The sequence below is a fragment of the Streptomyces vinaceus genome, from assembly GCF_008704935.1.
Lineage (GTDB): Bacteria > Actinomycetota > Actinomycetes > Streptomycetales > Streptomycetaceae > Streptomyces > Streptomyces vinaceus.
This window is the reverse complement of record NZ_CP023692.1, coordinates 3601579-3628178: the sequence shown is the minus strand read 5'-3', so window position 1 is coordinate 3628178 and position 26600 is coordinate 3601579. Positions and strand designations below refer to the sequence as shown.

Below are 26600 nucleotides of genomic sequence, written 5' to 3'. Positions count from 1 at the left end.
GCCGTCACCGCACCAGTGCGTTCCGCGGGTTGCGCTCACGTGAGCTGCCAAGGCTGGACCACTGCTGCCGTGGGTGCGCATCCTTGGTCGTAGGCAGCTGCCGCTCAGCGGACGACTGTGAGACGGGCCCTCGAGGATGTCGGCTTTGTAGCAGGGCGGCCAGACCCCGCGCGAACGGTGACGACGAGGCCAAATATCCAGCTACTCAATTCCTGCGCGCTGACATCAAGCTCGTCTGCCACGTGACGCAAAGAGATTCCCTTGGATTGCGCCATATGGAAAACCTTCTCCAGGAGTTGAGACTTCTCGCGCCCCGGCATTCCCTGCGGCTCTGATGATCGGTATCCCTTCTTGCTTAGCTCCACACAGGCTTTCCTGTAGTGCCAATCCGAAAGGATCCCTAGGTCATGCAGCCTATAAGTCAAAGCCATAGCCGCAACCTTCCATACGCGCTTGGCGGCGATGATTTGGGAAGGCAGGGGGGAATCGGGCATGATATTTACCACGCTCGATCGCGGCATGAGGAACGAGCTGGCGAACGCGTTTGCTTCCTTCTCGGCAGCTAGCCCGTACAGCTCACGCTCCTCGCCGTGGAGCACCAGGTGACCTAGCTCATGCGCAACGTCGAATCGCCCTCTTTCCGCACTCTTCAATGTGCTCAAGAAGATAAAAGGAGTCCCGTTGCGCCAAAAGGAGAACGCGTCAACATCGGAGAATTCTGGCGGGAGAGAGAAAACTCGAATGCCACGCGATTCAACCAAATGCACCATGTTCGAAATTGGCGCATCTCCTAGATCCCACCGGGCGCGCAGAACATCAGCTGCGGATTCTGGATCGAGTCGTCCGAGTGTAGGAACGTGAGAGGTGGGGAGCTTGTAGCGGCTGGAAATCCATTCGTTAAGCTCCAATGCCAGAGTGCTTGCAGCTAGAGCAGCATCTCTGGGTGCTGCGGCGAGTTTGCTGCGCGCGCGGAATGACACCGCTTCCAGGGGCAGCAGCTCGATACTCGACTTGTGGAAGAAGGACTCAGGGAAGTCCAAGGCTGCCGAGATTTTCGCCAAGGTCTCGCTAGCGGGATCGGTGCGCCCAGTCTCGTAGTTCGACAAGCTCTGGAGGCTCACTCCCGCGCGTTCGCTGAGTTCTGCGAGAGTGAGCCCTCTCCGCTTGCGAGCGATGGCGATGCGCGACGAAGAAACCATCTACTACCGCCACCCTCACGTATGCCCGCTTCGCCCCTATCTCACCACTCTTCGACGGCAACGTCGAAGCCGGTGTCGCCATCAGGGTAATCGAACGTCTTTTTGAAGCGGATGGCAGGCAGGAGGATCCTGCGGTCCCAACTGTCGATCTTGCCGCGAGGGCCAACCCTACTGGGCAGAGACAGCTCGCTCCGCACCTCGATGAACCCCTGCTTCCTCGCGGTGTAGCGGAAGGTCAGCAGGTACCAGGTGGTCAAGTTGGCGTACTCGTCCTCATTGCGCTGGGCCTCAAGCTCTTCCTCGGCCAGCGGCATCGGGAAGAGTCCGGGGTCGATGTCCTGGTTCCGGGCGACCAACGACTCCTTCGCGACGCCGGCCGGACGGTGGCTCCGCGGCTGCGGGTTGCCGGGGAGGCCTGTGCGGGCGTCTCCGAGCAGTACGCCGATACCCATGCTCTTGTCAGGGTTCACCGTGAGCGGGGACTGCTTGGGGTCGTAGCGGTGCCACTGCTCCTCGGTCCTGAGCAGGTTCCTCAGGGTGCGCACCCTGGCGAAGTAGTCGAAGGTCCCGGCTGCATTGTTCGCGTCGTCCTTCGTTGCGGCGGCCCGGGCCTCCTCGCCCTCCCTGATCAGCTGCTCGAAGTACTCGTACTTGAGGCCCAGCTCCGCAAGCTGCTCTTCGTGGCCGCCGTGCTCATCAGGCCTGGCCCAGGAGTTCCCGATCACACACCCCTCCCTAGGGGTTATAGGAACGCCCCCTCACATGAGGAGCGATTTTTATAAGCGTAGCGTGCGCCACCGACAACGCGGCGCGATGACGGGCACTCAAGTTCCTTGACCTGCAAACCAGTAGGGCTGTCATGCCGGTTCGTGGGCCCGCCCACCACTCGCCCCAACTCCCATCCCGTCTGCCGTCGGCCCACACGCATGTGGAGCGGACGCGGTGCCGGGCGTCCAGGTGGAGCGCGCCACTGTACGAACGACCTGGACGCCCGGCGCCGTGTCTGCTCGGCTTGTCCTGGGCCGATGGCAGACGGGATGGGAGTTCCCCGCCCCAGCCATCCACGGCCGGCACTCGCCCGCGGCGCCCCCGCCATCCCGGAGTCGGAGCGCCCCCGCCGGAGGCATGTTGGTGACAGATGGGACCGGAGGCCGTTGGGGACTGCCTCATGCCCCTTGGCCTATCCCGCCTTGCAGGGGCGGGCGTCGGCGCAGCGGGGGCGGAGCGGGCCGAAGGCAGGAGCGTCGCCCCGAGCGGAGCCGGGAAGCCCGCCCGGCGGAGCGGAGCGCAGCCGGGTGCTTGATGAAGTAGGGAAAGTCTTATCGCAGGGGCGCTCTTGTGGCTCCCCTGGTCCACTGGTCCCATGGCCCTGACATTCCTGCGGGGGCTGGGGGCCTGGTGGATGAGTTGAAGGTGACCTCGTGGAAGCGGTACGGGCATGATCGCCTATACGTGAACCTGCCCGACGGGACAGCAGTCGCCTGGATGGACCGTAGGACTGGGGAGATCACGGTCTTGCGCAGCGAGTATCGGGATGCTGCCGGCGATGTGCTGGCCCGGCTGGTTGAGATGGCTTCCGATCCGATTCCGTCTCCCTCTCCGCCCCCGGTGCCGTCGGCAGGTGATCGAATCCGTCCTGGGCTGCCCCTGCTGACGCCTGAGAACGATCTCGCGAAGAATCGACCTGGTGAGGAGCTGCGGCAGCGGCTTGCCGAGTCGGGTCCGGGGCTTTGGTACCGCTTCGTGGCTTGGCTGCTGCGGCGTAGGACTGATGAGGACTCATGGCGCACGGGGCTGGCTGGCGAACGTCGTGTCGGGCAGGAGCTTGAACGGCTCGAACGTCAGGGCTGGCGGGTGCTGCACTCGATTCCGTTACCGCGCCAAGTGGACATCGATCACTTGCTGATTGGGCCCGGCGGAGTCTTCGCGATCAACACCAAGCACCATCCGCAGAAACGAGTGTGGGTGGGCGACGACATGGTGAAAGTCAACGGCGGCAAGGCCCAGCCCTATGTGATCAAGAGTCGGGCCGAGGCCGAGCGGGCGCGCAAGGTTCTGACGACCCACTGCGACTTCGATGTGCCCGTGCGAGCGGTCCTGGTCTTTGTGGGCGCCCTCAAGATCGATGTGGTGCCTACACAGCTCGGCGTCCGAGTCTTACAGGAGCGGGCGGTCTCCTCTTTGGGTCCTCTGTCCGGTGAGCTCACTCCACCCCAGATCGAACGCGTCTACAGCGTCGCCAGGGATCGCCGCGTGTGGGCGGATGCGTGACCGGCTGGTCAGGGCGTTGAGATCAGCTGTCGGCCGTCGTGGCTGCGGACGTGGGGGCCTTCATCGTCCAGGGCGTCCAAGAGGCGGATCGCGAAGACCTCGGACATCTGTGCTGAGACCTCGTCCGGCGTGAGCCACGCGACCGCGGTCGATTCCTCCGAGGTGTGCTCGGCGCCGCCGGTCGCCTTGCAACGGAACACCAGGGCGACGATGCCTCGGCTCGTGTTCTTGTAGACCCCCGTGAGCTCCTGGACCTCGACCTCGATGCCCGTCTCCTCCAGGACCTCGCGGCGGACGCCGGCCTCCGGGGACTCGGTGAGTTCAAGGACTCCGCCCGGCAGTTCCCAAGTCCCGTTGTCCGCTCGGCGGATCGCCAGGAGTCGGCCGTCCTCGCGCAGCACTGCCCCGGCTACGGACACGGAGTGCAGTGGCGTTGACTTGACCTGCGGGGAACCCGTACTCATGTACAGGAGCATAGGAGGAAGAGAAGGACTATGGGAACCGCAGCAGGAGGTGGCCGAGGGGCTGTGCCGCGCTACGTGCAGATCGCTGACGACATCGTTCAGCAGATCCGGGCCGGCACGCTGGAGCCAGGAGACATGGTGCCGAGTGAGTCGGAGCTCATCGAGCGCTACGGCGTCGCCGGTGGGACGATCCGTAAGGCCATGGTGGAAGTCCGGGCCAGCGGGCTCGTGGAGACCCGGCACGGCAAGGGCTCGATGGTGAAGGCCCGGCCGCCCGTACGGCACCGGTCCTCGGATCGGTTCCGGCGTACGCATAGGCAGGAAGGGCGGGCTGCATACCTCGCTGAGTCCGCGCAGTCCGGTGCCGAGGCCAAGGTGAGCGTGCTGTTCATCGGGCCCATGGAGGCGCCGGAGGAGATTGCGGAACGCCTCGGGGTCACCGCGGGGACTCAGGTCCTGGCCCGACGTCGGCTGTACTTCCGGGACGGGACCCCGGTGGAGACGGCCAGCTCGTACCTGCCGTGGGACGTGGTGAAGGACATCCCGGAGCTGTTCGCGGAGAACCCCGGTCCCGGCGGCATCTACGCGCGGCTGGAGGATCACGGTCACGTCTTCGCCGAGTACGTGGAGACGCTCCAGGCCCGGCCGGCAGCCAAGGCCGAAGCGACCGAGCTGTCGCTGAGCCCCGGCGCCCCCGTGGTGCATCTGCTGCGCAACGCCGTCACGGAGGAGGGCCGCGTCGTCGAGGTCTGCGACACCCTCATGGCCGCTGACCAGTTCGTATTCGAGTACCGGATCCCTGCGCGCGACTGACGCCCGCTCAACTCACCACAGCCCGCTGCGAGTTTCTCTTCGTAGCGGGTTGACTCATGTATAGGAGTCAGGCACTCTTCTTCATGTCGCTCCTATACATGAGTGACGGAGTTCCACCCCTATAGAGGAGTGATCTTCCGTGCGTCAGATCCCCGTGGACACCACCGGCGCGACCGTGATGGTCGCCCAGCCCCCGCAGCTCAAGCTGCGCGACAAGAAGACGGGACAGGTCGCCGTCGACAACGAGAGCGGCAACAACCTCATGACCGTGGACGTGCTGTTCGTGATGAACGGCAACGCCGAGGTCGTGTCCGTGACCGTCGCCGAGCCCGACATCTCCGGTGAGCTCGTCACCGGCACCCCCGTCGCGCTGACCGGTCTCGTCGCCCGCCCGTGGGAGAACGAGTTCAACGGCCAGAAGCGGCACGGACTCAGCTTCCGCGCCGTCGCCGTCACCTCGTTGGCCAAGGCAGGCTGAGCATGACCGCCTTATGGGTCACGCTGCTGGTGGTCCTGGCCCTCGCACTCGTCCTGCGCTGGCAGCGGCCCACCTGGTACTGGATGACCTTCGGGGTCACCTTCGCCGCGATCCGCGTCCTGATCCGCTACCGGTCGGCGATGGACGCCTGCGGGCTCACCGTCCCGCCCGCCCGCTGGCGACTCGCCCTCGCCCGCGTCACCAACCGCCCCGTCCCCGAAGCCCGCTCGCCGCGCATCCTGCGGCTGCGGCCCACCGCGACCGGGCTGGTCCTCCGTCTGAAACTCCGGCCCGGGCAGGACGCGTTCGACTTCTCCGCCTCCTCCGACCGGCTACGGCACTCCTTCGCTCTGCACAACGTCGTCTCCCGCGAGATCCGGTCCGGCGTCGTGGAGCTGCGAATGACCGGGTACGACGTCCTCAAGCTCGTGCGCATGCCGACTGCTCCACCCTCCGAGGTACTCCGCATACCTGTCGCCCTGCGGGAGGACGGGGAGCTCCACTACCGGGACTACCGGCAGGCCCCGCACGCGCTGAACGTCGGCGCCACCAAGTCGGGGAAGTCCGTCTATCAGCGCACGCTCGTCTCCGGGCTGGCACCGCAGAACGTCGCGCTCGTCGGCATCGACTGTAAGAACGGTGTGGAACTGTTCCCACTGGCCGCGCGGTTCACGGCCCTCGCGGACAATCCCACCGACGCAGCCGACCTGCTCACCGCGCTCGTGCAGTACATGGGCCGCGTCTACCAGGTCATCCGGGCCGAGCAGCGCATCAGCGTCAGCCTGCCGGATGCGGAGATCACCGCTGACATCTGGGATCTCCCGGCGCACCTACGCCCCGTACCCGTCGTGGTCGTGGTGGACGAGGTAGCCGAACTGGCCCTCGCCGCCAGTAGGGCCGAGGAGACCCGGCGGGACCAGATCGTCACCGACCTCGTACGCCTCGCCCAGCTCGGCCGCGCCGCCGGCATCCACCTGGAGATCTGCGGCCAGCGCTTCGGCTCCGAGCTCGGCAAGGGCATCACCATGCTTCGCGCCCAGCTCACCGGACGCACCGCCCACCGCGTCAACGACGAGACCTCGGCGAACATGGCCTTCGGGGACATCTCCCCGGACGCCGTCCTCGCCGCAGTCCAGATCGACAGGGACCGCCCCGGCACCGCCGTGGCCGGTGACTCCTCCGGCGGCTGGTCCCGTATCCGGGCCCCGCACACCACGCTCCGCCAGGCCGTGGACACCTGCAACGCCCACGCGCACCGCACCCCGAGCATCCCGGAGCTGGATCCCTTCCGGCCCGCGCTCCCTGTCCGCGTCCACGTCGGCAAGGTCCAGCCGAAGACCGCTTCGGCTCCCGCCTTCTGATCACCCCTCTCGCCCGGTCGGCGCGGCCTCATCGCGCCAGGTCCCTGCCCCACCCATGTCTAGATCCGGGAGAACCCCATGTTCTGCACGCTCTGTGGCGACGACAACGGAGAGAAGACCGGCTCCGATCACGAGATCGACGACTGCTCCTGGCGGTGGCTCTCCGAGGAGGAGATCGCGCTGATGCTCAGCGAGCGCCGCTCCTCAGACCAGCCGGGGACGTGACCGCCCGCCTGCGCCCGGACGCCGTCCTCGTCCAGGCCGTCATCGCCGGAGCCCTCTCCTTCGCCCACCTGCACGACCTCGCCGAAGCCGCCGGACAGGACGGTTGGAAGGCCTGGGCCTACCCGGTCAGCGTGGATCTGCTCCTCGTCGCCGCCTGGCACCGCCTGCGCTCCCTGCGGGATGCGGGAGAACCATCGCGCTCGGCCTGGTCCTGGTTCGCCGTCGCCCTGGCGGCCTCGCTCGGCGCGAACGTCGCGACCGCCGGCCTTCTCGATCTGGCCGACGTCCCGGACTGGCTCCGCATCCTCGTCGCCGGATGGCCCGCACTCGCCTTCCTCGGCGGAACGCTCCTGGTCCACCGGCCTACGACGCCCATCGCCTCCGACCCCGAGCCTGAACCCGAAGCGGCGCCCCTGCCCGTGCCCGTGGTCGAGCGGGCGACAGAACCCGGCGTACAGACCGCCGAGCTCCCCGCCCTGCCCGTCCCTGAACCGGCCGCCCCGGCGCCGACGGTCACGGCACCGCCCGCCCTCGTGGCCCACGCCCAGAAGATCGCCGCCGACCACCGGACCCGCACCGGCTCGGACATCGACGCCGAGACCCTGCGCGCCCGGCTTGGCGTCCCGCCCGCCTTGGCCGACGCGATCGCCGCCCAGCTCGTCTGAGAGGAGATCCCATGCCCGCCTGGATCAGCTTCCGCTCGCTCATGAAGATCGGCCCCGTCCAGATCGGCACCTATCGCGACCGTCGCGGTCGCACCAAGGACGCCGCTGTCTGCACCACCGACGGATGCGGCTGGTCCTCCGACTACAGCTCCTCGACCGCCGCCCAGCTCGCCGCCCGCACTCACCGCTGCCGCGTCAGCTGACGCTCCCGAAAGGCCACCGCCATGGATGTCCCGCTCTGGTTCGCCCTGCTCGCCGTAGGAGTCCTCGGCGTGAAGCTCACCCGCCCGCCCTGGTGGCTCGTCGCCGTGATCCTCCTCGGCGGCTTCCTCCTCGCGGGCAGCTTCCTCGCCCCGGCCATCGACACCGCGATCAACAAGTAGTCCATCCAGGAAGGAGAACAGCCGTGTTCAAGCCTCAGTACCCCACCCCCGACACCTACAGCCCGGCGACGATCCGCCCGACCCCGGCGCCCGTCGAGGAGCCCGAGGGGGCGACGGTCCCGCACAGGGCCCCGGGCGCCCTCGGCGGCCTGGTCCAGCAGTCGCCCGGTACCGCGCTCGCCCTCGCCGCCGGCGGAGTGGCCGGAGTCCTCGCCCTGGCGTCCGTCGCCGTCTCGCTGCTCCTGGCCGTCGCGGTCACCGCGGTTGCCCTGTCCGTCAGCGGCGTCGTCCTGCTGTTCCTCGTCCGCGCACTCCGCCAGGACTTCAAGAACCACTGACCGGCCGGTCTCCGCAGGCGTCACAAGCCACCAAGCATCGCCGCCACCCGGAGCCCGCTCCGCCATCACAACCGACCGCACGAAGGAGCATCGTGGACCCCCAATCGCTCGCCTTATGCCTGCCGTTCGTCGGCTGGGCCGCGCACTCGGGTCTACTGACCCGCCGACTCGCCACCGCCCGCCGTGACCCGCTGACCGGCCTGCGCACCCGCGCCGGATGGACTCACCAGGCCGAGCGCTTCATCCGCCGCAATGACTCCGTCGTCCTTCTCCTGGACCTGGACGGGTTCAAGGCCCTCAACGACACGTACGGCCACGCTGCCGGGGACGCCGCGCTCGCCACCACGGCAGCTCGCCTCACCGCCTGGTGCGGCCGCCACGGCATCGCCGGACGTCTCGGCGGAGACGAGTTCGTCGCCGTCCACCGCCACCCCGACTACTCCCGGGCCCTGGACGACCTGACCGCCGCACTCAACACCCCGATGACGTACGAGGGCCAGGAGCTGCCGGTCTCCGTCTCGGTCGGCTCCTGCCGACTGGCGAACCTGCCCCTGCCGTCGCTTCGCGACGCGCTCACCGCCGCCGATGCGGCCATGTACGCGGCCAAGGGCACCACCGGCCGCCGCAGTACCCGCCACATCACCCACTGACCGGCTCCCGAGCGGCGCACAAGCCACCAAGCATCGCCGCCGCCCGGACAGCCGACACCTCCCGACCGCAATCGAAAGGACCACCATCATGGACCGCGCCGCACTCCCGCCGCGCCGCATCTGCCCGAACTGCGACGGACACGCCTCCGTCGCCGTCACGCTTGGCGGCCGCGACCGCGCCGGCCACCTGCGCACCATCACCGCCCACTGCCCGGCCTGCCACGGCACCGGCCTCCGGCTCGTCCGCACCACTGCCGCGGGGGTGCGCGTCTGATGGGCATCTTCAACCGCAAGCCGTCCATCAGCGACGACGACCGTTTCAAGTACAACCTGGAGCAGGTCGCCGAGGACATCGGCGCCGAGAACGTCTTCCAGCACCGGGTTCGCTACGCCCACGAGGACCACGACGCCTCCCGCGGTGAGGTCAGCCGCAAGCCGAGCGGCCCGGCTTCGGGACCGTCTTGCGACAACGCCAACACCCCCCGACCGCGACGGGGGCGGCGCTGGTGACCGACTCCGCGACCCTCGCGGACTGGGACCCGGCCACCTTGAGCGACATGCTCAAGGTGGCCGGGACTCCCGGTTACGCCCGCTGGGAAGACCAGATCCACCGCACCGGCGGCTGCTCCGACCCGATCCACATCACCGGTTGGACCCTCGCCAAGGACAAGACCACCGGCGAGACCCTGCACCGCTACTCCACCGAGGTCGAACCCGGAGGCCGCCTCCGCATCGCCTGCGGCAACCGCCGCGTGTCCCGGTGCCCCGCCTGCGCCTGGACCTACGCCGGAGACACGTACCAACTGATCCGCGCAGGCCTCGCCGGGGACGACCGCCGTGACATCCCCGCCACCGTCCGCGAGCACCCTCGGGTCTTCGCCACGCTCACCGCCCCCTCCTTCGGCCCGGTCCACAACCGTCCCTCCGGCGGTCGCCCCTGCCGCTGCGGCATCCACCACCAGGAGCACGACGCCGAACTCGGCACCGCCCTCGACCCTGCGATGTACGACTACGCCGGCGCCGTCCTCTTCAACAACCACGCCGGACAGCTCTGGCAGCGCTTCACCACCCGCCTGCGCCGCGAGATCGCCGGGCACGCCGGACTGACCCAACGGGAGCTGAAGGACATGGCCCGCCTCTCATACGGCAAGGTCGCCGAGTTCCAGAAGCGCGGGGCCATCCACTTCCACGCCGTCGTACGGATTGACGGTCCTGACGGGCCGGACAGCCCGCCGCCCTCCTGGGCCACGACCGAACTGCTGACCGCCGCGATCCGAAGCGCCGTCGCCCACTCGTACACCTCGATCACCGTGCCAGCGGCCGGAGAGCAGTCCGCCCGTACCTTCCGGTGGGGCACGCAACTCGACGTCCGGCCGATCAAGGCATTCGGGGACGGCTCCGACATCACCGAACAGGCCGTCGCCTCTTACGTCGCCAAGTACGCCACCAAGGCGGCGGAGAACACCGGCACCCTCGACCGCCGGATCGGCAACCGTGAGGCCTTGGTCCTCCTCGACGTCCCCGACCACACCGCCCGCCTCATCACGGCCTGCCTCGACCTCGACCCGCTCTACCCGGACCGGCGCCTTGCCGCGTGGTCGCACATGCTCGGGTTCCGCGGCCACTTCTCCACGAAGTCCCGCGCCTACTCGACCACCCTCGGGGCCCTGCGCCAGACCCGGGCCGACTACCGCGCAGCCCAAGAACGCGAAGCACGCGGCCTCGTCGACATCGAGCCGGACACCGTCCTGGTCCTCGCCTCCTGGCAGTACGCCGGCCACGGCCACTCCCCGGGTGAATCCGTCCTCGCCGCCTCCATCGCCCGCGACATCCAACTCAACCGCCAGACCGCTCGCGAAGCCCTGCAAGGAGAGCAGCATGAATGAGCGCTACCTCAGCGTCGTCCAGGTCGCCGAACTCCTCGGCACCACCGTGCGGTTCCCCCGGCGGCTCGTCGCCGAGCGGCGCATCCGGTACGTCAAGGTCGGCACCCACGTGCGGATTCCGGAGAGCGCCGTACAGGAGTACATCGCTGCCCACACCGTCGAGCCGCGTCGGCCGCAGCGGTCGCGCTTTCGGAGGGCTGCCTAGTGGGTGGTAACCGCAAAGGCCGGAAGCGCGTGTTCGGCGCCATTCGGAAATTGCCGTCCGGGCGGTTCCAGGCTCGCTATCCGGGGCCAGATGGGGTCATGAGACCGGCTCCCGAGACTTTCGCGACCTCACGGGACGCCGATGACTGGCTTGCCGAGAAGCAGACCGAGATCAATAAGGGGGATTGGCGGGACCCGGACGCGGGCGCGGTCAACTTCAAGGAGTACGCGCTTCAGTGGGTGGATGAGCGGGGGGTTGGCGCCACAACCGACGAGTTGTACCGGCGGCTACTGCGGCTCCACATCCTGCCGGCCTTCGAGGAGTACGACCTCGACGAGATCACCCCGCCCCGGGTCCGCACCTGGCGAGCCGAGTGCCTCAAGGTCACCGGAGGTACGACCGTCGCCAAGTCGTACCGGTTGCTGAGCGGGATCATGGGGACCGCCGAGGACGACGAGTTGATCAGGCGGAACCCCTGCCGGATCAAGGGCGCGGGCAAGGAGTCGCCTGCCGAGCGGTCCACCGCCACCGTGGACCAGGTCGATGCCCTCGCCAAGGCCATGGGGGCGCGCTGGCGGTTGATGGTCTACATCGCCGCGTACGGTCCGGCTCGGCCCGAGGAGCAAGCGGGGCTGCGTCGCCCGGACGTTGACCTTGTGAACTGCGGAGTCTGGGTGCGTCGCGCCGAGCCGGAGCTCAACACCGGTCGGCGTGCGCCCGGTGAGACCAAGAGCGAGGCGGGTAAGCGGTTCATCGTTCTGCCGCGCTTCATGGCGGGCGATCTCAAGACGCACATGTACCTGTACGCCGAGCAGAAGCCGGATGGGCTGCTCTTCGTGGGGGAGCGGGGAGCACCGTTCCGGCGTACGACGTTCGGTCGGAAGTGGAAGAAGGCGCGTAAGGCGGCAGGGCTGCCGGAGACGTTCACCTTCTACGACCTTCGTCACACCGGGCACACCCTCTCGACGCAGTCGGGCGCCACCCTCAAGGACACGATGGTGCGGGCCGGCCAGTCCTCGGAGAAGGCGGCAATGATCTACCAGCACTCGAACCTTGAGCGTCAGCGGGAGGTCGCCGCCGGTATCGATGCCCGGGTCCAGAGCCTGCGGGCCAAGGCCGCCGAGCAAGCATCTGGCACGGATCTGGCACGGGAACGGTAGAGAGGTCTAGGCAACACAAAAGCCCCGGGTCGTTGACCTGGGGCTTTGCTTTGGAGCGGATGACGGGAATCGAACCCGCGCTATAAGCTTGGGAAGCTCATGTTCTACCATTAAACTACATCCGCATAACGTTCCAGTTGCCTGGAGCGGTATCTTTGGACACTCTACCCCATGATCGACCCCCGGTGAATCGGCCGCGGGGTCGTCGTCGTGTGTGGGGTGCACCGACAGTCGTGGGGGCGGGAGTTGGGGCGTAACGTACGCGTGCGTCGTGGTGCGCCGGCGGTGTTGGAGTGGCGGCTGGAGCGGGTCGCGATCATCCCCTAATGTGGCGATTCGTCGCAGTACGGCAGGTTGGGGAAAGGGACTCGATGGAGAACACCGTCGTCCGTTGTGCCGAAGGGCACGTTTTCAGTACCGCTTCGTTTCCGCTGCAGCACCTCGGTGCCGGCCGGATCGGGCCCGGGCGGCTGCTGCGGTGCCCGCGGTGTGCGCGGCTGAGGCACGCCGTGCCCGTCGGGTCGGCGGCCGTCAAGCGATAGCGGTCCGCGGGGCGCGCGGCGCCGCTCTCGATTGGGGGTGGCCCGTGCGCACTGCGTATCCTCGGGACGTGCTTCTCTCAGACAAAGACATCCGGGCCGAGATCGACAGCGGACGGGTTCGCATCGACCCGTTCGAGGAATCGATGGTGCAGCCCTCCAGCATCGATGTACGTCTCGACCGCTTTTTCCGGGTGTTCGAGAACCACCGCTACGCGCACATCGACCCCGCCGTCGAGCAGCCCGACCTGACCCGCATGGTCGAGCCGGAGGGGGACGAGGCCTTCATCCTCCACCCCGGTGAGTTCGTGCTCGCCTCGACCTACGAGGTCGTCTCGCTGCCCGACGACATCGCCTCCAGACTGGAGGGGAAGTCCAGCCTGGGCCGCCTGGGGCTGGTGACGCATTCGACCGCCGGGTTCATCGACCCCGGTTTCTCGGGCCACGTCACGCTTGAGCTGTCGAACCTGGCCACCCTCCCCATCAAGCTGTGGCCCGGCATGAAGATCGGGCAGCTGTGCATGTTCCGGCTCAGCTCGCCCGCCGAGTACCCCTACGGGAGTGAGCGGTACGGATCGCGGTACCAGGGTCAGCGCGGCCCCACGGCCTCGCGCTCCTTCCAGAACTTCCACCGCACCCAGGTGAGGCACGAGGCATGAGCGGCGTCGTACGAGAGAACCTGAACTACGAGGGATTCGGGCGGGCGGTGCGCGAGCTCGCGCAGACCATCGCCGATGACGGCTACGAGCCCGACATCATCCTCAGCATCGCCCGGGGCGGCGTCTTCGTCGCCGGCGGTCTGGCGTACGCGCTCGACTGCAAGAACATCCACCTGGTGAACGTCGAGTTCTACACGGGTGTCGGGACCACGTTGGAAATGCCGGTCATGCTGGCGCCCGTGCCCGAGGCGATCGACTTCACGAACAAGAAGGTCCTCATCGCCGATGACGTGGCCGACACCGGCAAGACGCTGAAGCTCGTCCACGACTTCTGCCTGGGCCACGTCGCCGAGGTCCGTTCCGCCGTGATCTACGAGAAGTCGCACTCGCTCGTGAAGTGCGAGTACGTGTGGAAGAAGACCGACGAGTGGATCAACTTCCCGTGGTCGGTCGAGCCGCCCGTCGTGAAGCGTGAGGGTCAGGTTCTCGACGCCTGACAGGTGAGTGAGTACGGGTGAGTACGAGGGAGGGCCCCGGCGCGTCGTGCGCCGGGGCCCTCCCTCGTGGTGCGTGGTGCGCGGGTCCTACAGCGTGCCCAGCTTGATGATCGACAGCAGTGCGACCAGCTGGATCGCGGACGCGCCCAGGGCCTTCGGCCACGGCAGGTCGTGCGACTTGCTGACGAGCGAGGTGAACAGGGCACCGGCCGCCACCCACGTGGCCCAGCCCAGCACCTGCACGAACATGTTGTCCCCGCCCAGGAACACGGCGAAGAGCAGTCGCGGCGCGTCCGTGATGGACATGACCAGCATCGACAGGCCCACGGTCGGCTGCCATGCGCCGTCGCCTCCCAGCTGGCGGGCCAGGGTGTGCGTGACCGCGCCCAGGATCAGGCCGCAGATGACGAAGGCCACGCCGGCGCTGAGGACGATCGGGACGGCGTTGGGGAGGGTGGCCTTCATGACGTCCTCACGGGCGTCGTCGAGGCCGAAGACCGCGAGCAGGCCGTAGAGGAAGGTCACGATCAGCGCCGGGCCCCAGACGGCGTAGTCGCGCATCTGCAGGAACGTCGGCCCCGGCCGCATCACGATGCCGCGCAGGAGTTCCTTCCACGGCAGCCGCGGGCCCGCCGGTGCGGCCGCCGCGGCGCCCGCGTGGTACGTCGCGCCCTGGCTGTAGGGGTCCTCGCCGTAGGCGAAGACCTGGGTGTGCCCCGGGTTGTCGTTCGCGTACGAGCCGCCGCCGTGGCCGCCCTGGCCGCCCTGGCCGTAAGGGGGTTGCTGCCGTCCGTACGGCTGCTGCTCGTGCGGGTCGAAGTACTCGGGCTCGCCGTGGCCTCCGGCGGCGGGCTGCTGAGGCCACTGCTGCTGGGGAGGGTAGGGCTGTTGACCGTACGGCGCCTGCTGCGGTTGCTGCTGCTGTCCGTACGGCTGCTGCCGCGGGGGTTGTTGGGGAGCGCGGTTGTTGTCCCGGCCGCGTCCGATCCTGAATCCAGCCACGTGATCGAACGTACCTGGTCCCGGGAGCCGTGGTGGGCGGGCTGCCGGAATAAGGGCCCTTTGCGGCTGAGCTGTGACATCCCCTAGGGGATCCCTAATGGGCGGATTTGCGTGGTTTACCTGGTTGGTGGGGAGTCTGCGGGGGTTCGTTACATCTTCGACGGAATACGTAGATATCGGGTCCGTAGCTTCGGGTGTGTCGCCTCCGGGGCGTACGTCACGCGTTACGAGTTACGAGCCACGAGTACGAGAAGAGCCTCCACATGCGCAGCACCCGCCGCACCACCCTTCGTACCGCCGCAGTCTTCACGGGCGCGGCCGCCGTACTGGCCCTCCCGGTCGGATCAGCGTTCGCGGACTCGCCGACCGGCCCTGAGGCGGAGGTTCTGCCGGGGGTCGAGCAGCCGGTCAAGGAGGAGCCGGTCAAGGAGGAGCCCGCCAAGGAGCGGCCCGTGGGGGAGGGCAAGCCGGTGGGGGAGGACAAGCCCGTCACCGAGCCGGCCGTCGACCCGTCCGTCCCGCAAGTGGACCCGACCGCGCCGACGGCAGAGCGGGCCTTCGTGACCACGGTCAAGCTCGCGGACGGCTCGATCGCCAAGGTCTACAAGATCGGCGCGGGCCACTTCGAGGGCCGAGGTCTTCTCCGGGTCGACGAAGCTGGACACGCTGGTCAGCAAGGGCGGCAACCCCGCGTACGGGCAGAACAACGGCATGCACGTAGTGCTGCGGCCGAACGGGACCGTGACCTCGTGGGTGGAGGGAGAGCAGAAGCCGAAGCCGCGGCCGAAGCCGCTGGAGAAGCACGAGCCCGTCGAGAAGCCGAAGCACCAGCTCAAGAAGGAGACCTCGGTACGGGTCACCATGCCGGACGGGCGGATCGCGAAGCTGGTCGACGGGCCGCGCGGCAAGCGCGTCGAGATCTCCGTGCCGAACGGGAACCTGCTCGGGACGGTCGACCTGAAGCACCCCAGCGCGCAGAACGACGGCTGGACTTACCGGATCGTCCAGGACGGGAAGCGCGTGAAGTTCGTCGTCATCGACGGGAAGGGCGGGGGGAGCAGCTGGGTGTACGGGTTCGACGGGAAGCTGATCGAGAAGTACGCGGCCGAGCGCCCGGGGGCCTCGAAGGCCGTGAAGCCTGCGGCGGACCGGGTGGACCGGGTGGAGGGGACGGACCGTGTCGTGCCGCAGGGCGGCGTGAAGGCCGGGGCGGAGGGGGCCGATGCCGGTTCCGGGACCTCGAAGGGTGACACCCCGATGCTGGTCGCCGCGGGCGGCGGGATGGCTGCCGCGGGGGCGGCGGGGCTGGGCTTCGCCCTGCTGAAGCGGGGGCGGGCCGGCCGGTCCTGACGGGCCGCGTCGGGTGGGGGCCGGGGTGGGCCGCTGCGGTGTGCCGCTGCGCGGGCCTTTCCCCCGCCCCGCCCCTTCCCGAAACCGGGGGCTCCGCCCCCGGACCCCGGACCCCGTAACGCCGTACGGCCGGCCCCCTGAGCAGGGGGCCGGCCGTACGGCGTTACGTTGCGGGCTGTCGCCGTGCCCGCCGGGCGCCTTCGGCTAGGCCTTGGCCTCCGGCTTCGCCTCGGACCCGGCGTCCGCCGCAGCCTCCGGCTCGGCCTTCGCCTCGCCCGCGGTGGCGGATGCCTCCGGCTCGGCCTCGGCAGCGGCCGCAGCCGCGGCGGCCACCTCCGCGTCCGTTTCGGCCTCGGCGGTGGTCTCGGCCTGGGCCTCGGCCGCGGTGGCTCCTGCCGACGCCGCTTCCGGCTCGGCCTTCGCCTCGGGCGTGGTGGCGGACGCCTCCGGCTCGGCCTCGGCCTCGGCCTTCGCCTCGGTCTCGGCAGCGGGCGCAGCCGCGGCGGTCGCCTCCGGCGCCACCTCCGTGTCCGCGTCCGCCTCGGCCTCGGCCTCGTCAGAGGCTGCCTCCGACGCCGCTTCCGGCTCGGCATCGGGCTTGGTCTCGGCCTTGGCCACTGCTTCGGCCTCTGCTTCCGCCTTCGCCTTGGCCTCCGCCTCGGCCTTGGCCGCAGCCTCCGCCTTTGCCGCAGCCTCCGCGGCCGCCGCTTCCTCCGCCGCCAGGGCCTCGGCCTCGGCCTCCGCCTGCGCCGCCAGTTCGGCCTCCGTCGGGGCCGGGGCCTTCACCGACTCCAGGAGGAGCTGCGCCACGTCCACGACCTGGACGGATTCCTTCGCCTGGCCGTCGTTCTTCTTGCCGTTCACCGAGTCCGTCAGCATGACCAGGCAGAACGGGCAGGCCGTCGAGACGATGTCCGGGTTCAGGGACAGCGCCTCGTCCACGCGCTCGTTGTTGATGCGCTTGCCGATGCGCTCTTCCATCCACATCCGCGCGCCACCGGCGCCGCAGCAGAAGCCCCGCTCCTTGTGGCGGTGCATCTCCTGCTGCCGCAGGCCCGGCACGGCCGACATGATCTCGCGCGGCGGCGTGTAGACCTTGTTGTGCCGGCCCAGGTAGCACGGGTCGTGGTACGTGATCAGCCCGTCCACCGGCGTCACCGGCAGCAGCCGGCCCTCGTCGATCAGGTGCTGGAGCAGCTGCGTGTGGTGGATGACCTCGTACTCGCCGCCCAGCTGCGGGTACTCGTTCGCGATCGTGTTGAAGCAGTGCGGGCACGTCGAGACGATGCGCTTCGCCGACTTCGGCTTCTTCGTCTCCGGGTCGTCGTCGTCCTCGCCGAACGCCATGTTCAGCATCGCCACGTTCTCCTGGGCGAGCTGCTGGAACAGCGGCTCGTTGCCCAGGCGGCGCGGGGAGTCACCGGTGCACTTCTCGTCGCCGCCCATGATCGCGAACTTGACGCCCGCGATGTTCAGCAGCTCGGCGAAGGCCTTCGTGGTCTTCTTCGCGCGGTCTTCCAGGGCGCCCGCGCAGCCGACCCAGTACAGGTAGTCGTACTCCGAGAGGTCCTCGGCGTCCTTGCCGACGATCGGGACCTCGAAGTCGACCTCCTTGGTCCACTCCACGCGCTGCTTCTTGGCCAGACCCCAGGGGTTGCCCTTCTTCTCCAGGTTCTTGAGCATCGTGCCCGCCTCCGACGGGAACGCGCTCTCGATCATCACCTGGTAGCGGCGCATGTCGACGATGTGGTCGATGTGCTCGATGTCGACCGGGCACTGCTCGACGCACGCGCCGCACGTGGTGCAGGACCACAGCACGTCCGGGTCGATGACGCCGTTCTCCTCGGCGGTGCCGATCAGCGGGCGCTCGGCCTCGGCCAGCGCCGCCGCCGGAACGTCCTTCAGCTGCTCCGCGGTCGCCTTCTCCTCGCCCTCCATGGTCTTGCCGCCACCTGCCAGCAGGTACGGGGCCTTGGCGTGGGCGTGGTCGCGCAGCGACATGATCAGGAGCTTCGGGGACAGCGGCTTGCCCGTGTTCCACGCGGGGCACTGCGACTGGCAGCGGCCGCACTCCGTGCAGGTGGAGAAGTCGAGGATGCCCTTCCAGGAGAACTGCTCGACCTGGGAGACGCCGAAGACGTCGTCCTCGCCCGGCTCCTCGAAGTCGATCTCCTTGCCGCCGCTCGTCATCGGCTGCAGCGCGCCCAGGGCCGTCGAGCCGTCCGCGTTCCGCTTGAACCAGATGTTCGGGAAGCCGAGGAAGCGGTGCCAGGCGACACCCATGTTGGTGTTGAGCGAGACCGTGATCATCCAGGTGAAGGACGTGACGATCTTGAGCGCGGCGAAGAAGTACGTCAGGTACTGGATCGTGCCCAGGTCCAGCCCGTCGAACGCGGCGATCAGCGGGTACGAGGCGAAGAAGCCCGGCTCCCAGCCGTCGACGCCGTGCTGGACGCCCTCCAGCGCGCGCAGCGTCATGATGCAGACGCCGACGATCAGGATGACGGCCTCGACGAAGTACGCCTGGCCCGTCTTGGAACCCGCGAAGCGGGACTTGCGGCCCGCCGCGCCCGGCCGGCTGAGCTGGCGGATCACGATCAGGGTCACGATGCCGAGGACTGTCATCAGGCCGAGGAACTCGGTGAAGATCTCGTACGGCAGCCAGTCGCCGATGATCGGGATCAGCCAGTCGGCCTGGAAGAGCTGGCCGAAGGCGTTGACGATCGTCAGCAGCAGCGAGAAGAAGCCCACCGCCACGAACCAGTGCGCGAAGCCGACGATCCCCCAGCGGTTCATGCGGGTGTGGCCGAGGAACTCCTTGACCAGGGTGATGGTGCGCTGCGTGGGGTCGCCGGTGCGGGTGCCCGCGGGCACTGGCTGGCCGAGCCGCACGAAGCGGTAGATCTGCACGGTGGCACGGCCGAACAGCGCGACGGCCACCACCGTGATGACCAGCGACACGATGATCGCGGCGAGTTGCATGGAAGGGCTCCTCGGGCGGCACTTACTAAGCGGTAACTTATGAAGTCAAGGGTTGAGGTTACCCATTTCCCGCGCCGCAATGTAGGTGAGCGAGCGGTGATCTGTGTCGCTCAGGCATGCCTCAGGCGCGCCTGTGCCGACAGGCCGCCCGAGGGGTCTGAGCCAGGATCGCGAGATCCATCCCCAGCCAATGGCTCTCCACATAGTGCCGGTCCAGGAGCGCCATCTCCTCCCAGGGGAGGTCGGACCGCGCGCTGACCTGCCACAAACCCGTCATTCCGGGGCGTACGAGGAGCCGGTCGGCCCGGTCCGTACGCGGCTCCGCGCGCGGCCCGACCAGCGACATCTCGCCGCGCAGCACGTTCAGCAGCTGCGGCACCCCGTCCAGGGCGTACCGCTCCAGGGCCGCTCCCAGCCGCCCCGCCGCGTCCGTACGCAGCCGCCAGGTCAGGAACGGCCGCCCGCCGCGCCCCGCCGCCGGCTCCCGTACGAAGACCCGCCCGCCCTGGGTCGCGTACAGCAGGGCCGCCACGGCCAGCAGCGGCACCACGGACAGGGCGCCCAGCGCGGTGGCCCCGATGAGGTCGACCACCCGCTTCGCCGAGAGGTCCGGCAGCTGCGCCCGGCGCGCCGACGGGCGCGGGCTCGCGGGGGGTCGTACGAGGTGCCGGATCGGGGGGAGCGTGAGCGGCGGCAGCGGCATGGGGGCACCCTGCCCTGCGCCCCGGGCGGCCGCCGGGAGCCGCGCAGCGGCCGGGCCCAGCATCCCCCGCTCGGCCCCGGGGAGGCCCCTGTGAGCGTTAGCCCGGGATAAAAGTTGAGCCGACCACACTCACCTCTGTTGACGTCCGCGCGGTGATGGGGCATGGTTGAGTCTGTTCCACTCAAGTCAGCTGGAGGAAACCAAAATGGCACGTGCGGTCGGCATCGACCTGGGCACCACTAACTCCGTCGTCAGCGTTCTCGAAGGCGGCGAGCCCACCGTCATCACCAACGCCGAGGGCGCCAGGACCACGCCGTCCGTCGTCGCCTTCGCCAAGAACGGCGAGGTCCTCGTCGGCGAGGTCGCCAAGCGACAGGCGGTCACGAACGTGGACCGCACCATCCGCTCCGTCAAGCGCCACATGGGCACTGACTGGAAGATCAACCTGGATGGCAAGGACTTCAACCCGCAGCAGATGAGCGCCTTCATCCTGCAGAAGCTGAAGCGCGACGCCGAGGCGTACCTGGGCGAGAAGGTCACGGACGCGGTCATCACCGTCCCGGCCTACTTCAACGACTCCGAGCGCCAGGCGACGAAGGAGGCCGGCGAGATCGCGGGCCTGAACGTCCTGCGCATTGTCAACGAGCCGACCGCCGCCGCCCTGGCGTACGGCCTCGACAAGGACGACCAGACCATTCTCGTCTTCGACCTCGGTGGCGGCACCTTCGACGTGTCGCTCCTGGAGATCGGCGACGGCGTCGTCGAGGTCAAGGCCACCAACGGTGACAACCACCTCGGTGGTGACGACTGGGACCAGCGCGTCGTCGACTACCTGGTGAAGCAGTTCGCCAACGGCCACGGCGTGGACCTCTCCAAGGACAAGATGGCGCTCCAGCGCCTGCGCGAGGCCGCCGAGAAGGCGAAGATCGAGCTGTCCTCCTCCACGGAGACCACGATCAACCTGCCCTACATCACGGCTTCCGCCGAGGGCCCGCTGCACCTGGACGAGAAGCTCACCCGCGCCCAGTTCCAGCAGCTGACCGCGGACCTTCTGGACCGCTGCAAGACCCCGTTCCACAACGTCATCAAGGACGCCGGCATCCAGCTGTCCGAGATCGACCACGTGGTCCTGGTCGGCGGCTCCACCCGCATGCCGGCCGTCGCCGAGCTCGTCAAGGAGCTGACCGGCGGTCAGGACGCGAACAAGGGCGTCAACCCGGACGAGGTCGTCGCCATCGGCGCCACCCTCCAGGCCGGTGTCCTCAAGGGTGAGGTCAAGGACGTCCTGCTCCTCGACGTGACCCCGCTGTCCCTCGGCATCGAGACCAAGGGCGGCATCATGACCAAGCTCATCGAGCGCAACACCACGATCCCGACCAAGCGTTCCGAGATCTTCACGACGGCCGAGGACAACCAGCCGTCCGTGCAGATCCAGGTCTACCAGGGTGAGCGCGAGATCGCGGCGTACAACAAGAAGCTCGGCATGTTCGAGCTGACCGGCCTGCCGCCGGCCCCGCGTGGCGTCCCGCAGATCGAGGTCTCCTTCGACATCGACGCGAACGGCATCATGCACGTCACGGCCAAGGACCTCGGCACGGGCAAGGAGCAGAAGATGACCGTCACCGGCGGCTCTTCGCTCGGCAAGGACGAGGTCGACCGCATGCGCCAGGAGGCGGAGCAGTACGCGGACGAGGACCTGCGCCGCAAGGAGGCGGCCGAGTCCCGCAACCAGGGCGAGCAGCTCGTCTACCAGACGGAGAAGTTCCTCAAGGACAACGAGGACAAGGTCCCGGCCGAGGTCAAGACCGAGGTCGAGGCCGCCGTCACCGAGCTGAAGGAAAAGCTCAAGGGCGAGGACACCGCCGAGATCCGTACCGCGACCGAGAAGCTCGCCGCGGTCAGCCAGAAGCTCGGCCAGGCCATCTACGCCGACGCGCAGGCCGCCCAGGGCGCGGCCGGTGCCGGTGAGGCCGGCCAGGCCGGTGCCGCGGACGCCGCCGACGACGTCGTCGACGCCGAGATCGTGGACGAGGACAAGCCGAAGGGCGGCGCTGCCTGATGTCGGAGGAGACCCCGGGTTTCGAGGAGAAGCCCGAAGTCCCCACCGGCGCCACGCCTGACGACGCCGCCGAGCCGAAGGCCGCAGCTTCCTCCGAGGAGGAGGCCGCGGCCCCGGCCGGGGACTCCGGAGCACCGTCCGCGCAGGAGACGGCTCTGCTGGCGCAGCTGGACCAGGCCCGTACGGCGCTCGGCGAGCGCACCGCGGACCTCCAGCGGCTCCAGGCGGAGTACCAGAACTACCGCCGCCGGGTCGAGCGGGACCGCATCGCCGTCAAGGAGATCGCGGTCGCGTCCCTCCTGACGGAGCTGCTCCCGACGCTGGACGACATCGGCCGGGCGCGGGACCATGGCGAGCTGGTCGGCGGCTTCAAGTCGGTGGCCGAATCGCTGGAGACCGCCGCGGCCAAGATGGGTCTGCAGCAGTTCGGCAAGGAGGGCGAGCCCTTCGACCCGACGATCCACGAGGCCCTGATGCACTCGTACGCGCCGGACGTCACCGAGACGACCTGCGTGGCGATCCTGCAGCCGGGGTACCGGATCGGCGAGCGTACGATCCGCCCCGCGCGGGTCGCGGTGGCCGAGCCCCAGCCGGGCGCGGCCCCCAAGTCCGAGTCGGCCGAGGCCGACGCGCCTTCGGACAAGGACACGGATGCCCCCGACAAGGGCTGACGTTGAATCAGTAGCGGTACGAGAGGAGGGACACCGGGGATGAGCACGAAGGACTTCGTCGAGAAGGACTACTACAAGGTCCTCGGTGTCCCGAAGGACGCCACCGAGGCCGAGATCAAGAAGGCGTACCGGAAGCTCGCGCGCGAGTTCCACCCGGACGCCAACAAGGGCGACGCCTCGGCGGAGGAGCGCTTCAAGGAGATCTCCGAGGCCAACGACATCCTCGGCGACGCCAAGAAGCGCAAGGAGTACGACGAGGCCCGCGCCCTGTTCGGGAACGGTGGCTTCCGCCCCGGTCCCGGCGGGGGCGGCGGTTCGTTCAACTTCGACCTGGGCGACCTGTTCGGCGGCACCCAGCAGGGTGCCGGCGGCGCGGGCGGCTTCGGGGGCGGCGGTCTGGGCGACGTCTTCGGCGGTCTGTTCAACCGCGGCGGGGCGGGCGCCGGCACGCGCGTCCAGCCGCGCCGCGGCCAGGACATCGAATCGGAGGTCACCCTCTCCTTCACGGAGGCGGTGGACGGGGCCACGGTCCCGCTCCGTATGTCCTCCCAGGCGCCCTGCAAGGCCTGTTCGGGCACCGGCGACAAGAACGGCACGCCCCGCGTCTGCCCGACCTGCGTCGGCACCGGCCAGGTGTCCCGGGGCAGCGGAGGCGGCTTCTCGCTGACCGATCCCTGTGCCGACTGCAAGGGCCGCGGCCTGATCGCGGAGACGCCCTGCGACGTCTGCAAGGGCAGCGGGCGGGCCAAGTCCTCCCGCACCATGCAGGTCCGCATCCCGCCGGGCGTCTCCGACGGCCAGCGGATCCGGCTGCGCGGCAAGGGCGCCCCGGGCGAGCGCGGCGGCCCCGCCGGCGATCTGTACGTGGTCGTCCACGTCGGCAGCCACCCGGTGTTCGGCCGCAAGGACGACAACCTGACGGTCACCGTCCCGGTGACGATCGCCGAGGCCGCCCTGGGCGCCGAGATCAAGGTCCCGACCCTGAACGGCCCCTCGGTGACGCTGAAGCTGCCGCCGGGCACCCCCAGCGGCCGCACGATGCGGGCCCGCGGCAAGGGGGCGGTCCGCAAGGACGGCACCCGCGGGGACCTGCTGGTGACGGTGGAGGTCGCGGTGCCGGCCGAGCTGTCGGACAAGGCCCGCGAGGCGCTGGAGATGTACCGCGACGCGACGGAGTCGGAGGACCCGCGCGCCGCGCTGTTCGAGTCCGCGAAGGGAGCATGATCATGGACGGCCGCCGCAGGAGCCACTACCAGCTCAACGACGACACTCCCGTCTACGTCATCTCGGTGGCCGCCCAGCTCTCGGGCCTGCATCCGCAGACCCTGCGCCAGTACGACCGGCTCGGCCTGGTCTCCCCGGACCGCACGGCCGGCCGCGGCCGGCGCTACTCGGCCCGCGACATCGAACTGCTCCGCACCGTGCAGGCGCTGTCCCAGGACGAGGGCATCAACCTGGCCGGGATCAAGCGGATCATCGAGCTGGAGAACCAGGTCGCAGCCCTCCAGCAGCGCGTGGCCGAGCTCTCGGCCGCGGTGGACGGCGCGGCGGCCGTGCTCCAGCAGCGCGAGGCCCAGGTGCACGCCTCGTACCGGCGGGATCTGGTCAAGTACCAGCCGCCGGTGGCGGGCAACGCCCTGGTCGTCTGGCGCCCCACGCAGAAGCGCCAGGGCGACTGACGCCGTCCTCGTACGCGTATGGGCCCCGTCCGGGATGCCGGGCGGGGCCCTCTCGTCTTCACCGCTCGTTTTCGGCCGGGCGGTTCAGTCGCCCTCGTCCTCCAGGATCCCCGAGCGGGCGATGAGGAAGCCGAGCTGGGCCCTGCTGCCGCTGCCGAGGGTGCTGGCCAGCTTCGCGATGTGCGCCCGGCAGGTCCGTACGTTCATGCCCAGCCGGCGGGCGATGGCCTCGTCCACGTGCCCCTCGACGAGGAGCTGCGCGATGGTGCGCTGCACGCCCGAGATGCCGCCGCGGGTGTGCTGGTACGTCACTTCCTCCTGGAGCGGCACGGCGCGGTGCCAGAGCTGCTCGAACACCTTGATGAGGTAGTCCACCAGCCCCGGGTGGCGCAGCTCCAGGGCGACCTGGCGGTCGTCGCTGGCCGGGATGAAGGCGACGGTCCGGTCGAAGATGATGAGGCGCTCGAAGAGCTCCTCCAGCGTGCGCACCTCGACCTTGCCGGCCTTGAGGAGGTCGACGTACGCGAGCGTGCCGCGGCTGTGGCGGACGGTGTGCTGGTACAGGGTCCGGATCCGGACACCGCGGTCGGTCAGCGGCTGGTCGCGCTCCAGTGCCTCGGTGAGTTCCAGGCTGGGGCGGGCGCCGCCGGGCTGGATGGTGAGCATCTCGGTGTGGCACTCGGCCGTGGCGAGGTTGAGGGCGGCGTTGATGGGGTCGAAGCCTTCGAGCACGGTGATGGCGTGGGTGCTCGCCGGACTCTGGGCGCTGATGGCGAGAAACGGTTCGAATGCCTCGGACAGTTCGAGCGAATCGCGCCGCCTGTCCCGGATCTCGCGTTCGATCGGATGCAGCCGCTGTGCGAGTGCCACCGCCGGTGGAACCGGACGGAGGGAATTAGCGTCATCAGGATCTGGCTGCAACAACGCCAGATCGAGCAGGCAGGGCGCCGTTTTGACGTCCCCACGTGCGATACGTCCCGTGCGCAGCGCGCTCGTGTAGAGCCGTGCCCCCTCGCTGCACAGCTCGGTGACCGAGTGGGGATGTGTCGCTTTTGTTCTGTTTGTTGTCAAATCTCCACCCCCCAGGGTCCTGAACATGCAAGAACATGATGCATCGTCCCTGTGGCAGCGACGTGCCTGAATGAGCCATCGTCTGACAGGCGGGGGAGAGGATTTCATCAAGTGAGGACGAAGCCGACCATGAACAAGAGAATGCTTCGCTCGGCGCTTGCCACCGTCATCTTCTCGGCTGTGGCCGGTCTGGGACTTGCCGGGGTCACCCTGGGGGGCGCTGAAGGGGGTGCCGCAGGCCTCCAGGCGGCGCCGCTGGAGGACAGCGGATGGCGCGCGGCACCGTTGGACAGCGGGTGGCGCTCGACCCCCGCGGACGCCGGAGCCGGCGCCGTTGGCGTGGAGAGCGCGGCATGACCCCCGACGACCGCGGTTTCCGTCGTGAAATGGCCTCTGCCTACCGCTCCGGCTGGCAGTTCATCGACCTCGCCACCGCCATCCCCCACATTGGCGACTCGCTGATGGTCACCCTGTTCGGACAGCCCATCGTCATCACGCGCGAGGAGGACGAGGACGTCCGGGCGTACCGATGCCTGCGCCGCCCCCGCGGCGCGCCGCAGCCCGTCCGCTGCGAGGTGCGCTACGGAATGGTCTTCGTCAACCTTGATCAGCGCGACCACCAGCTCTTCGAACCCGACATCACCACCGCCACCCCCCGCAGTGCCTGAAGCGATTCCCCCGTCGTCGCAGATCGCTCCAGGTGCTTCCCCCACACAACGGCGCCATCGTGGACCTGACCACGATGGCGCCGTTGTGATGTCCGCGTCCAGTGCTTGAACCGGACAAAGGTGAAACCTGAACCGTTCCGCGGAGCCGTGCCCGGTCCGGCCGGGTTCAGGTCCGGCCGGGTTCAGGTCCGGCCTGGGCTCAGGCCCGGCCCATCGCCCGGTCGAGGGTGATCTCCAGGACGACCCGGTCCGGATTGGGCGAGGGCGTCCGCCCGTAGCGCTCCGCGTAGCGCGCCACGGCCTCGGCGACCGAGGCCTCGTCCGTACGGACGACCGCGTGCCCCTCCAGGGTGGCCCAGCGGCGCCCCGCCATCTGGCACACCGCGACCCGCGCCGGGCCCGCCTGCTTCCCCTGCGCCGCCAGCACGTTGCGGATCTTCTTGCTGTGCTTGTTGCTGATCACCCGGGCCAGACCGGCCTCCGGGTCGTACGTGACGCCCACCGGCACCACGTGCGGGGTCCCGTCGGGGCGCGGGGTGGTCAGCGTGCAGACGTGCCGCTCCCGCCAGAAGGCGAGGTACTCGGGCGTCGGGTTGAGTACGTCAAGAGCCATGGCCCGAGG

At 69.0% G+C, this 26600-nt stretch carries 30 protein-coding genes, 1 tRNA gene and 1 pseudogene; 23 read left to right on the top strand and 9 right to left on the bottom strand.

Features of this window, described 5'->3' with window-relative positions:
* Positions 1 to 104 precede the first annotated feature (104 nt).
* The gene (locus CP980_RS16230; RefSeq protein WP_150528464.1) at positions 105 to 1199 is read right to left on the bottom strand and encodes a helix-turn-helix domain-containing protein; all 1095 of its coding nucleotides are present in this window, start codon (positions 1197 to 1199) and stop codon (positions 105 to 107) included.
* A 41-nt stretch (positions 1200 to 1240) separates the two neighbouring features.
* Positions 1241 to 1924 (bottom strand): hypothetical protein, encoded by a 684-nt coding sequence (locus CP980_RS16225; protein ID WP_150528463.1) that lies wholly within the window; start codon positions 1922 to 1924, stop codon positions 1241 to 1243.
* Positions 1925 to 2597: 673 nt separating this feature from the next.
* Here CP980_RS16225 and CP980_RS16220 point away from each other — a divergent pair.
* Positions 2598 to 3470 carry a nuclease-related domain-containing protein gene (locus CP980_RS16220; RefSeq protein ID WP_150528462.1) on the top strand — a complete coding sequence of 291 codons (873 nt, stop codon included), beginning with the start codon at positions 2598 to 2600 and terminating at the stop codon, positions 3468 to 3470.
* An 8-nt stretch (positions 3471 to 3478) separates the two neighbouring features.
* On the opposite strand, the gene CP980_RS16215 is transcribed toward CP980_RS16220, so the two are convergent.
* Positions 3479 to 3946, bottom strand: a complete 468-nt coding sequence (locus CP980_RS16215; protein WP_150528461.1) for an NUDIX hydrolase — start codon at positions 3944 to 3946, stop codon at positions 3479 to 3481.
* 18 nt (positions 3947 to 3964) lie between these two features.
* Here CP980_RS16215 and CP980_RS16210 point away from each other — a divergent pair, with 18 nt between their 5' ends.
* The 14 genes from CP980_RS16210 (at position 3965) to CP980_RS16150 (ending at position 12098) form a co-directional block, all read left to right on the top strand.
* Positions 3965 to 4747 (top strand): GntR family transcriptional regulator, encoded by a 783-nt coding sequence (locus tag CP980_RS16210; RefSeq protein ID WP_150528460.1) that lies wholly within the window; start codon positions 3965 to 3967, stop codon positions 4745 to 4747.
* Positions 4748 to 4886: 139 nt separating this feature from the next.
* Complete coding sequence (locus CP980_RS16205; RefSeq protein ID WP_132758293.1) at positions 4887 to 5225, top strand: SCO3933 family regulatory protein; 339 nt, start codon at positions 4887 to 4889, stop codon at positions 5223 to 5225.
* A 2-nt stretch (positions 5226 to 5227) separates the two neighbouring features.
* The gene (locus CP980_RS16200) at positions 5228 to 6586 is read left to right on the top strand and encodes an FtsK/SpoIIIE domain-containing protein (RefSeq protein ID WP_150528459.1); all 1359 of its coding nucleotides are present in this window, start codon (positions 5228 to 5230) and stop codon (positions 6584 to 6586) included.
* Between the two features lie 78 nt (positions 6587 to 6664).
* Positions 6665 to 6811 carry a hypothetical protein gene (locus CP980_RS35145; RefSeq protein ID WP_167535842.1) on the top strand — a complete coding sequence of 49 codons (147 nt, stop codon included), beginning with the start codon at positions 6665 to 6667 and terminating at the stop codon, positions 6809 to 6811.
* Positions 6808 to 7476, top strand: a complete 669-nt coding sequence (locus CP980_RS16195; RefSeq protein WP_150528458.1) for a DUF2637 domain-containing protein — start codon at positions 6808 to 6810, stop codon at positions 7474 to 7476. The genes CP980_RS35145 and CP980_RS16195 overlap by 4 nt, the downstream gene beginning before the upstream one ends.
* An 11-nt stretch (positions 7477 to 7487) precedes the next feature.
* The gene (locus CP980_RS16190) at positions 7488 to 7679 is read left to right on the top strand and encodes a mobile element transfer protein (protein WP_167535841.1); all 192 of its coding nucleotides are present in this window, start codon (positions 7488 to 7490) and stop codon (positions 7677 to 7679) included.
* 21 nt (positions 7680 to 7700) lie between these two features.
* Positions 7701 to 7859: a hypothetical protein gene (locus CP980_RS16185; protein ID WP_150528457.1), complete on the top strand. Its 159-nt coding sequence runs from the start codon at positions 7701 to 7703 to the stop codon at positions 7857 to 7859.
* Positions 7860 to 7882: 23 nt separating this feature from the next.
* Positions 7883 to 8197: a SpdD protein gene (locus tag CP980_RS16180; protein ID WP_150528456.1), complete on the top strand. Its 315-nt coding sequence runs from the start codon at positions 7883 to 7885 to the stop codon at positions 8195 to 8197.
* A 92-nt stretch (positions 8198 to 8289) separates the two neighbouring features.
* Positions 8290 to 8847 carry a GGDEF domain-containing protein gene (locus tag CP980_RS16175; protein WP_132758305.1) on the top strand — a complete coding sequence of 186 codons (558 nt, stop codon included), beginning with the start codon at positions 8290 to 8292 and terminating at the stop codon, positions 8845 to 8847.
* Between the two features lie 88 nt (positions 8848 to 8935).
* Entirely contained in the window at positions 8936 to 9121 is a 186-nt protein-coding gene (locus CP980_RS16170; RefSeq protein ID WP_150528455.1) for a hypothetical protein, read from the top strand.
* On the top strand, positions 9121 to 9357 hold the full coding sequence (locus tag CP980_RS16165) for a hypothetical protein (protein WP_150528454.1): 237 nt from the start codon (positions 9121 to 9123) through the stop codon (positions 9355 to 9357). Before CP980_RS16170 ends, CP980_RS16165 begins: the two co-directional genes overlap by 1 nt.
* Before the next feature lie 47 nt (positions 9358 to 9404).
* Positions 9405 to 10733 (top strand): replication initiator protein RepSA, encoded by a 1329-nt coding sequence (gene repSA / locus CP980_RS16160; protein WP_150530241.1) that lies wholly within the window; start codon positions 9405 to 9407, stop codon positions 10731 to 10733.
* The gene (locus CP980_RS16155; protein ID WP_132758310.1) at positions 10726 to 10938 is read left to right on the top strand and encodes an excisionase family DNA-binding protein; all 213 of its coding nucleotides are present in this window, start codon (positions 10726 to 10728) and stop codon (positions 10936 to 10938) included. Before repSA ends, CP980_RS16155 begins: the two co-directional genes overlap by 8 nt.
* Positions 10938 to 12098: a tyrosine-type recombinase/integrase gene (locus CP980_RS16150; protein ID WP_483028304.1), complete on the top strand. Its 1161-nt coding sequence runs from the start codon at positions 10938 to 10940 to the stop codon at positions 12096 to 12098. The genes CP980_RS16155 and CP980_RS16150 overlap by 1 nt, the downstream gene beginning before the upstream one ends.
* Before the next feature lie 51 nt (positions 12099 to 12149).
* On the opposite strand, the gene CP980_RS16145 is transcribed toward CP980_RS16150, so the two are convergent.
* A tRNA-Gly gene (locus CP980_RS16145) sits at positions 12150 to 12223 on the bottom strand.
* 485 nt (positions 12224 to 12708) lie between these two features.
* On the opposite strand from CP980_RS16145, the gene dcd reads away from it, so the two are divergent.
* Both dcd and CP980_RS16130 read left to right on the top strand, forming a co-directional pair.
* A complete protein-coding gene (gene dcd, locus CP980_RS16135; protein ID WP_099890393.1) occupies positions 12709 to 13296 on the top strand; it encodes a dCTP deaminase in 588 nt (195 codons plus the stop codon).
* Positions 13293 to 13793: a phosphoribosyltransferase gene (locus CP980_RS16130; protein WP_132758314.1), complete on the top strand. Its 501-nt coding sequence runs from the start codon at positions 13293 to 13295 to the stop codon at positions 13791 to 13793. Before dcd ends, CP980_RS16130 begins: the two co-directional genes overlap by 4 nt.
* 87 nt (positions 13794 to 13880) lie before the next feature.
* Here the strand turns inward: CP980_RS16130 and CP980_RS16125 are convergent, their stop codons facing one another.
* A complete protein-coding gene (locus tag CP980_RS16125; RefSeq protein ID WP_132758316.1) occupies positions 13881 to 14795 on the bottom strand; it encodes a Yip1 family protein in 915 nt (304 codons plus the stop codon).
* A gap of 711 nt (positions 14796 to 15506) precedes the next feature.
* On the opposite strand from CP980_RS16125, the gene CP980_RS16120 reads away from it, so the two are divergent.
* Positions 15507 to 16145, top strand: a complete 639-nt coding sequence (locus CP980_RS16120) for a hypothetical protein (RefSeq protein WP_150528452.1) — start codon at positions 15507 to 15509, stop codon at positions 16143 to 16145.
* Positions 16146 to 16877: 732 nt separating this feature from the next.
* Here the strand turns inward: CP980_RS16120 and CP980_RS16115 are convergent.
* Positions 16878 to 19127: pseudogene (locus CP980_RS16115) on the bottom strand ((Fe-S)-binding protein); the annotation flags it as partial.
* A 121-nt stretch (positions 19128 to 19248) separates the two neighbouring features.
* Positions 19249 to 19830, bottom strand: coding sequence for a sugar transferase (locus CP980_RS16110; RefSeq protein WP_150528450.1), 582 nt, complete (start codon positions 19828 to 19830; stop codon positions 19249 to 19251).
* Positions 19831 to 20035: 205 nt separating this feature from the next.
* On the opposite strand from CP980_RS16110, the gene dnaK reads away from it, so the two are divergent.
* The 4 genes from dnaK to CP980_RS16090 are packed head-to-tail and all read left to right on the top strand — an operon-like array spanning position 20036 to position 24239.
* Positions 20036 to 21889, top strand: coding sequence for a molecular chaperone DnaK (gene dnaK, locus CP980_RS16105; RefSeq protein ID WP_132758322.1), 1854 nt, complete (start codon positions 20036 to 20038; stop codon positions 21887 to 21889).
* Positions 21889 to 22560 (top strand): nucleotide exchange factor GrpE, encoded by a 672-nt coding sequence (gene grpE / locus CP980_RS16100; protein WP_132758324.1) that lies wholly within the window; start codon positions 21889 to 21891, stop codon positions 22558 to 22560. Before dnaK ends, grpE begins: the two co-directional genes overlap by 1 nt.
* A 39-nt stretch (positions 22561 to 22599) precedes the next feature.
* Entirely contained in the window at positions 22600 to 23784 is a 1185-nt protein-coding gene (gene dnaJ / locus CP980_RS16095) for a molecular chaperone DnaJ (protein WP_132758326.1), read from the top strand.
* A 2-nt stretch (positions 23785 to 23786) separates the two neighbouring features.
* Positions 23787 to 24239 (top strand): heat shock protein transcriptional repressor HspR, encoded by a 453-nt coding sequence (locus CP980_RS16090; protein WP_099890374.1) that lies wholly within the window; start codon positions 23787 to 23789, stop codon positions 24237 to 24239.
* 84 nt (positions 24240 to 24323) lie between these two features.
* Here CP980_RS16090 and CP980_RS16085 read toward each other — a convergent pair whose 3' ends face one another.
* A complete protein-coding gene (locus CP980_RS16085; protein ID WP_099890372.1) occupies positions 24324 to 25337 on the bottom strand; it encodes a helix-turn-helix transcriptional regulator in 1014 nt (337 codons plus the stop codon).
* Between the two features lie 326 nt (positions 25338 to 25663).
* On the opposite strand from CP980_RS16085, the gene CP980_RS16080 reads away from it, so the two are divergent.
* Entirely contained in the window at positions 25664 to 25978 is a 315-nt protein-coding gene (locus tag CP980_RS16080; RefSeq protein WP_099890367.1) for a Rieske (2Fe-2S) protein, read from the top strand.
* 199 nt (positions 25979 to 26177) lie between these two features.
* On the opposite strand, the gene CP980_RS16075 is transcribed toward CP980_RS16080, so the two are convergent.
* Positions 26178 to 26591 carry a pyridoxamine 5'-phosphate oxidase family protein gene (locus CP980_RS16075; protein ID WP_132758328.1) on the bottom strand — a complete coding sequence of 138 codons (414 nt, stop codon included), beginning with the start codon at positions 26589 to 26591 and terminating at the stop codon, positions 26178 to 26180.
* Positions 26592 to 26600 lie beyond the last annotated feature (9 nt).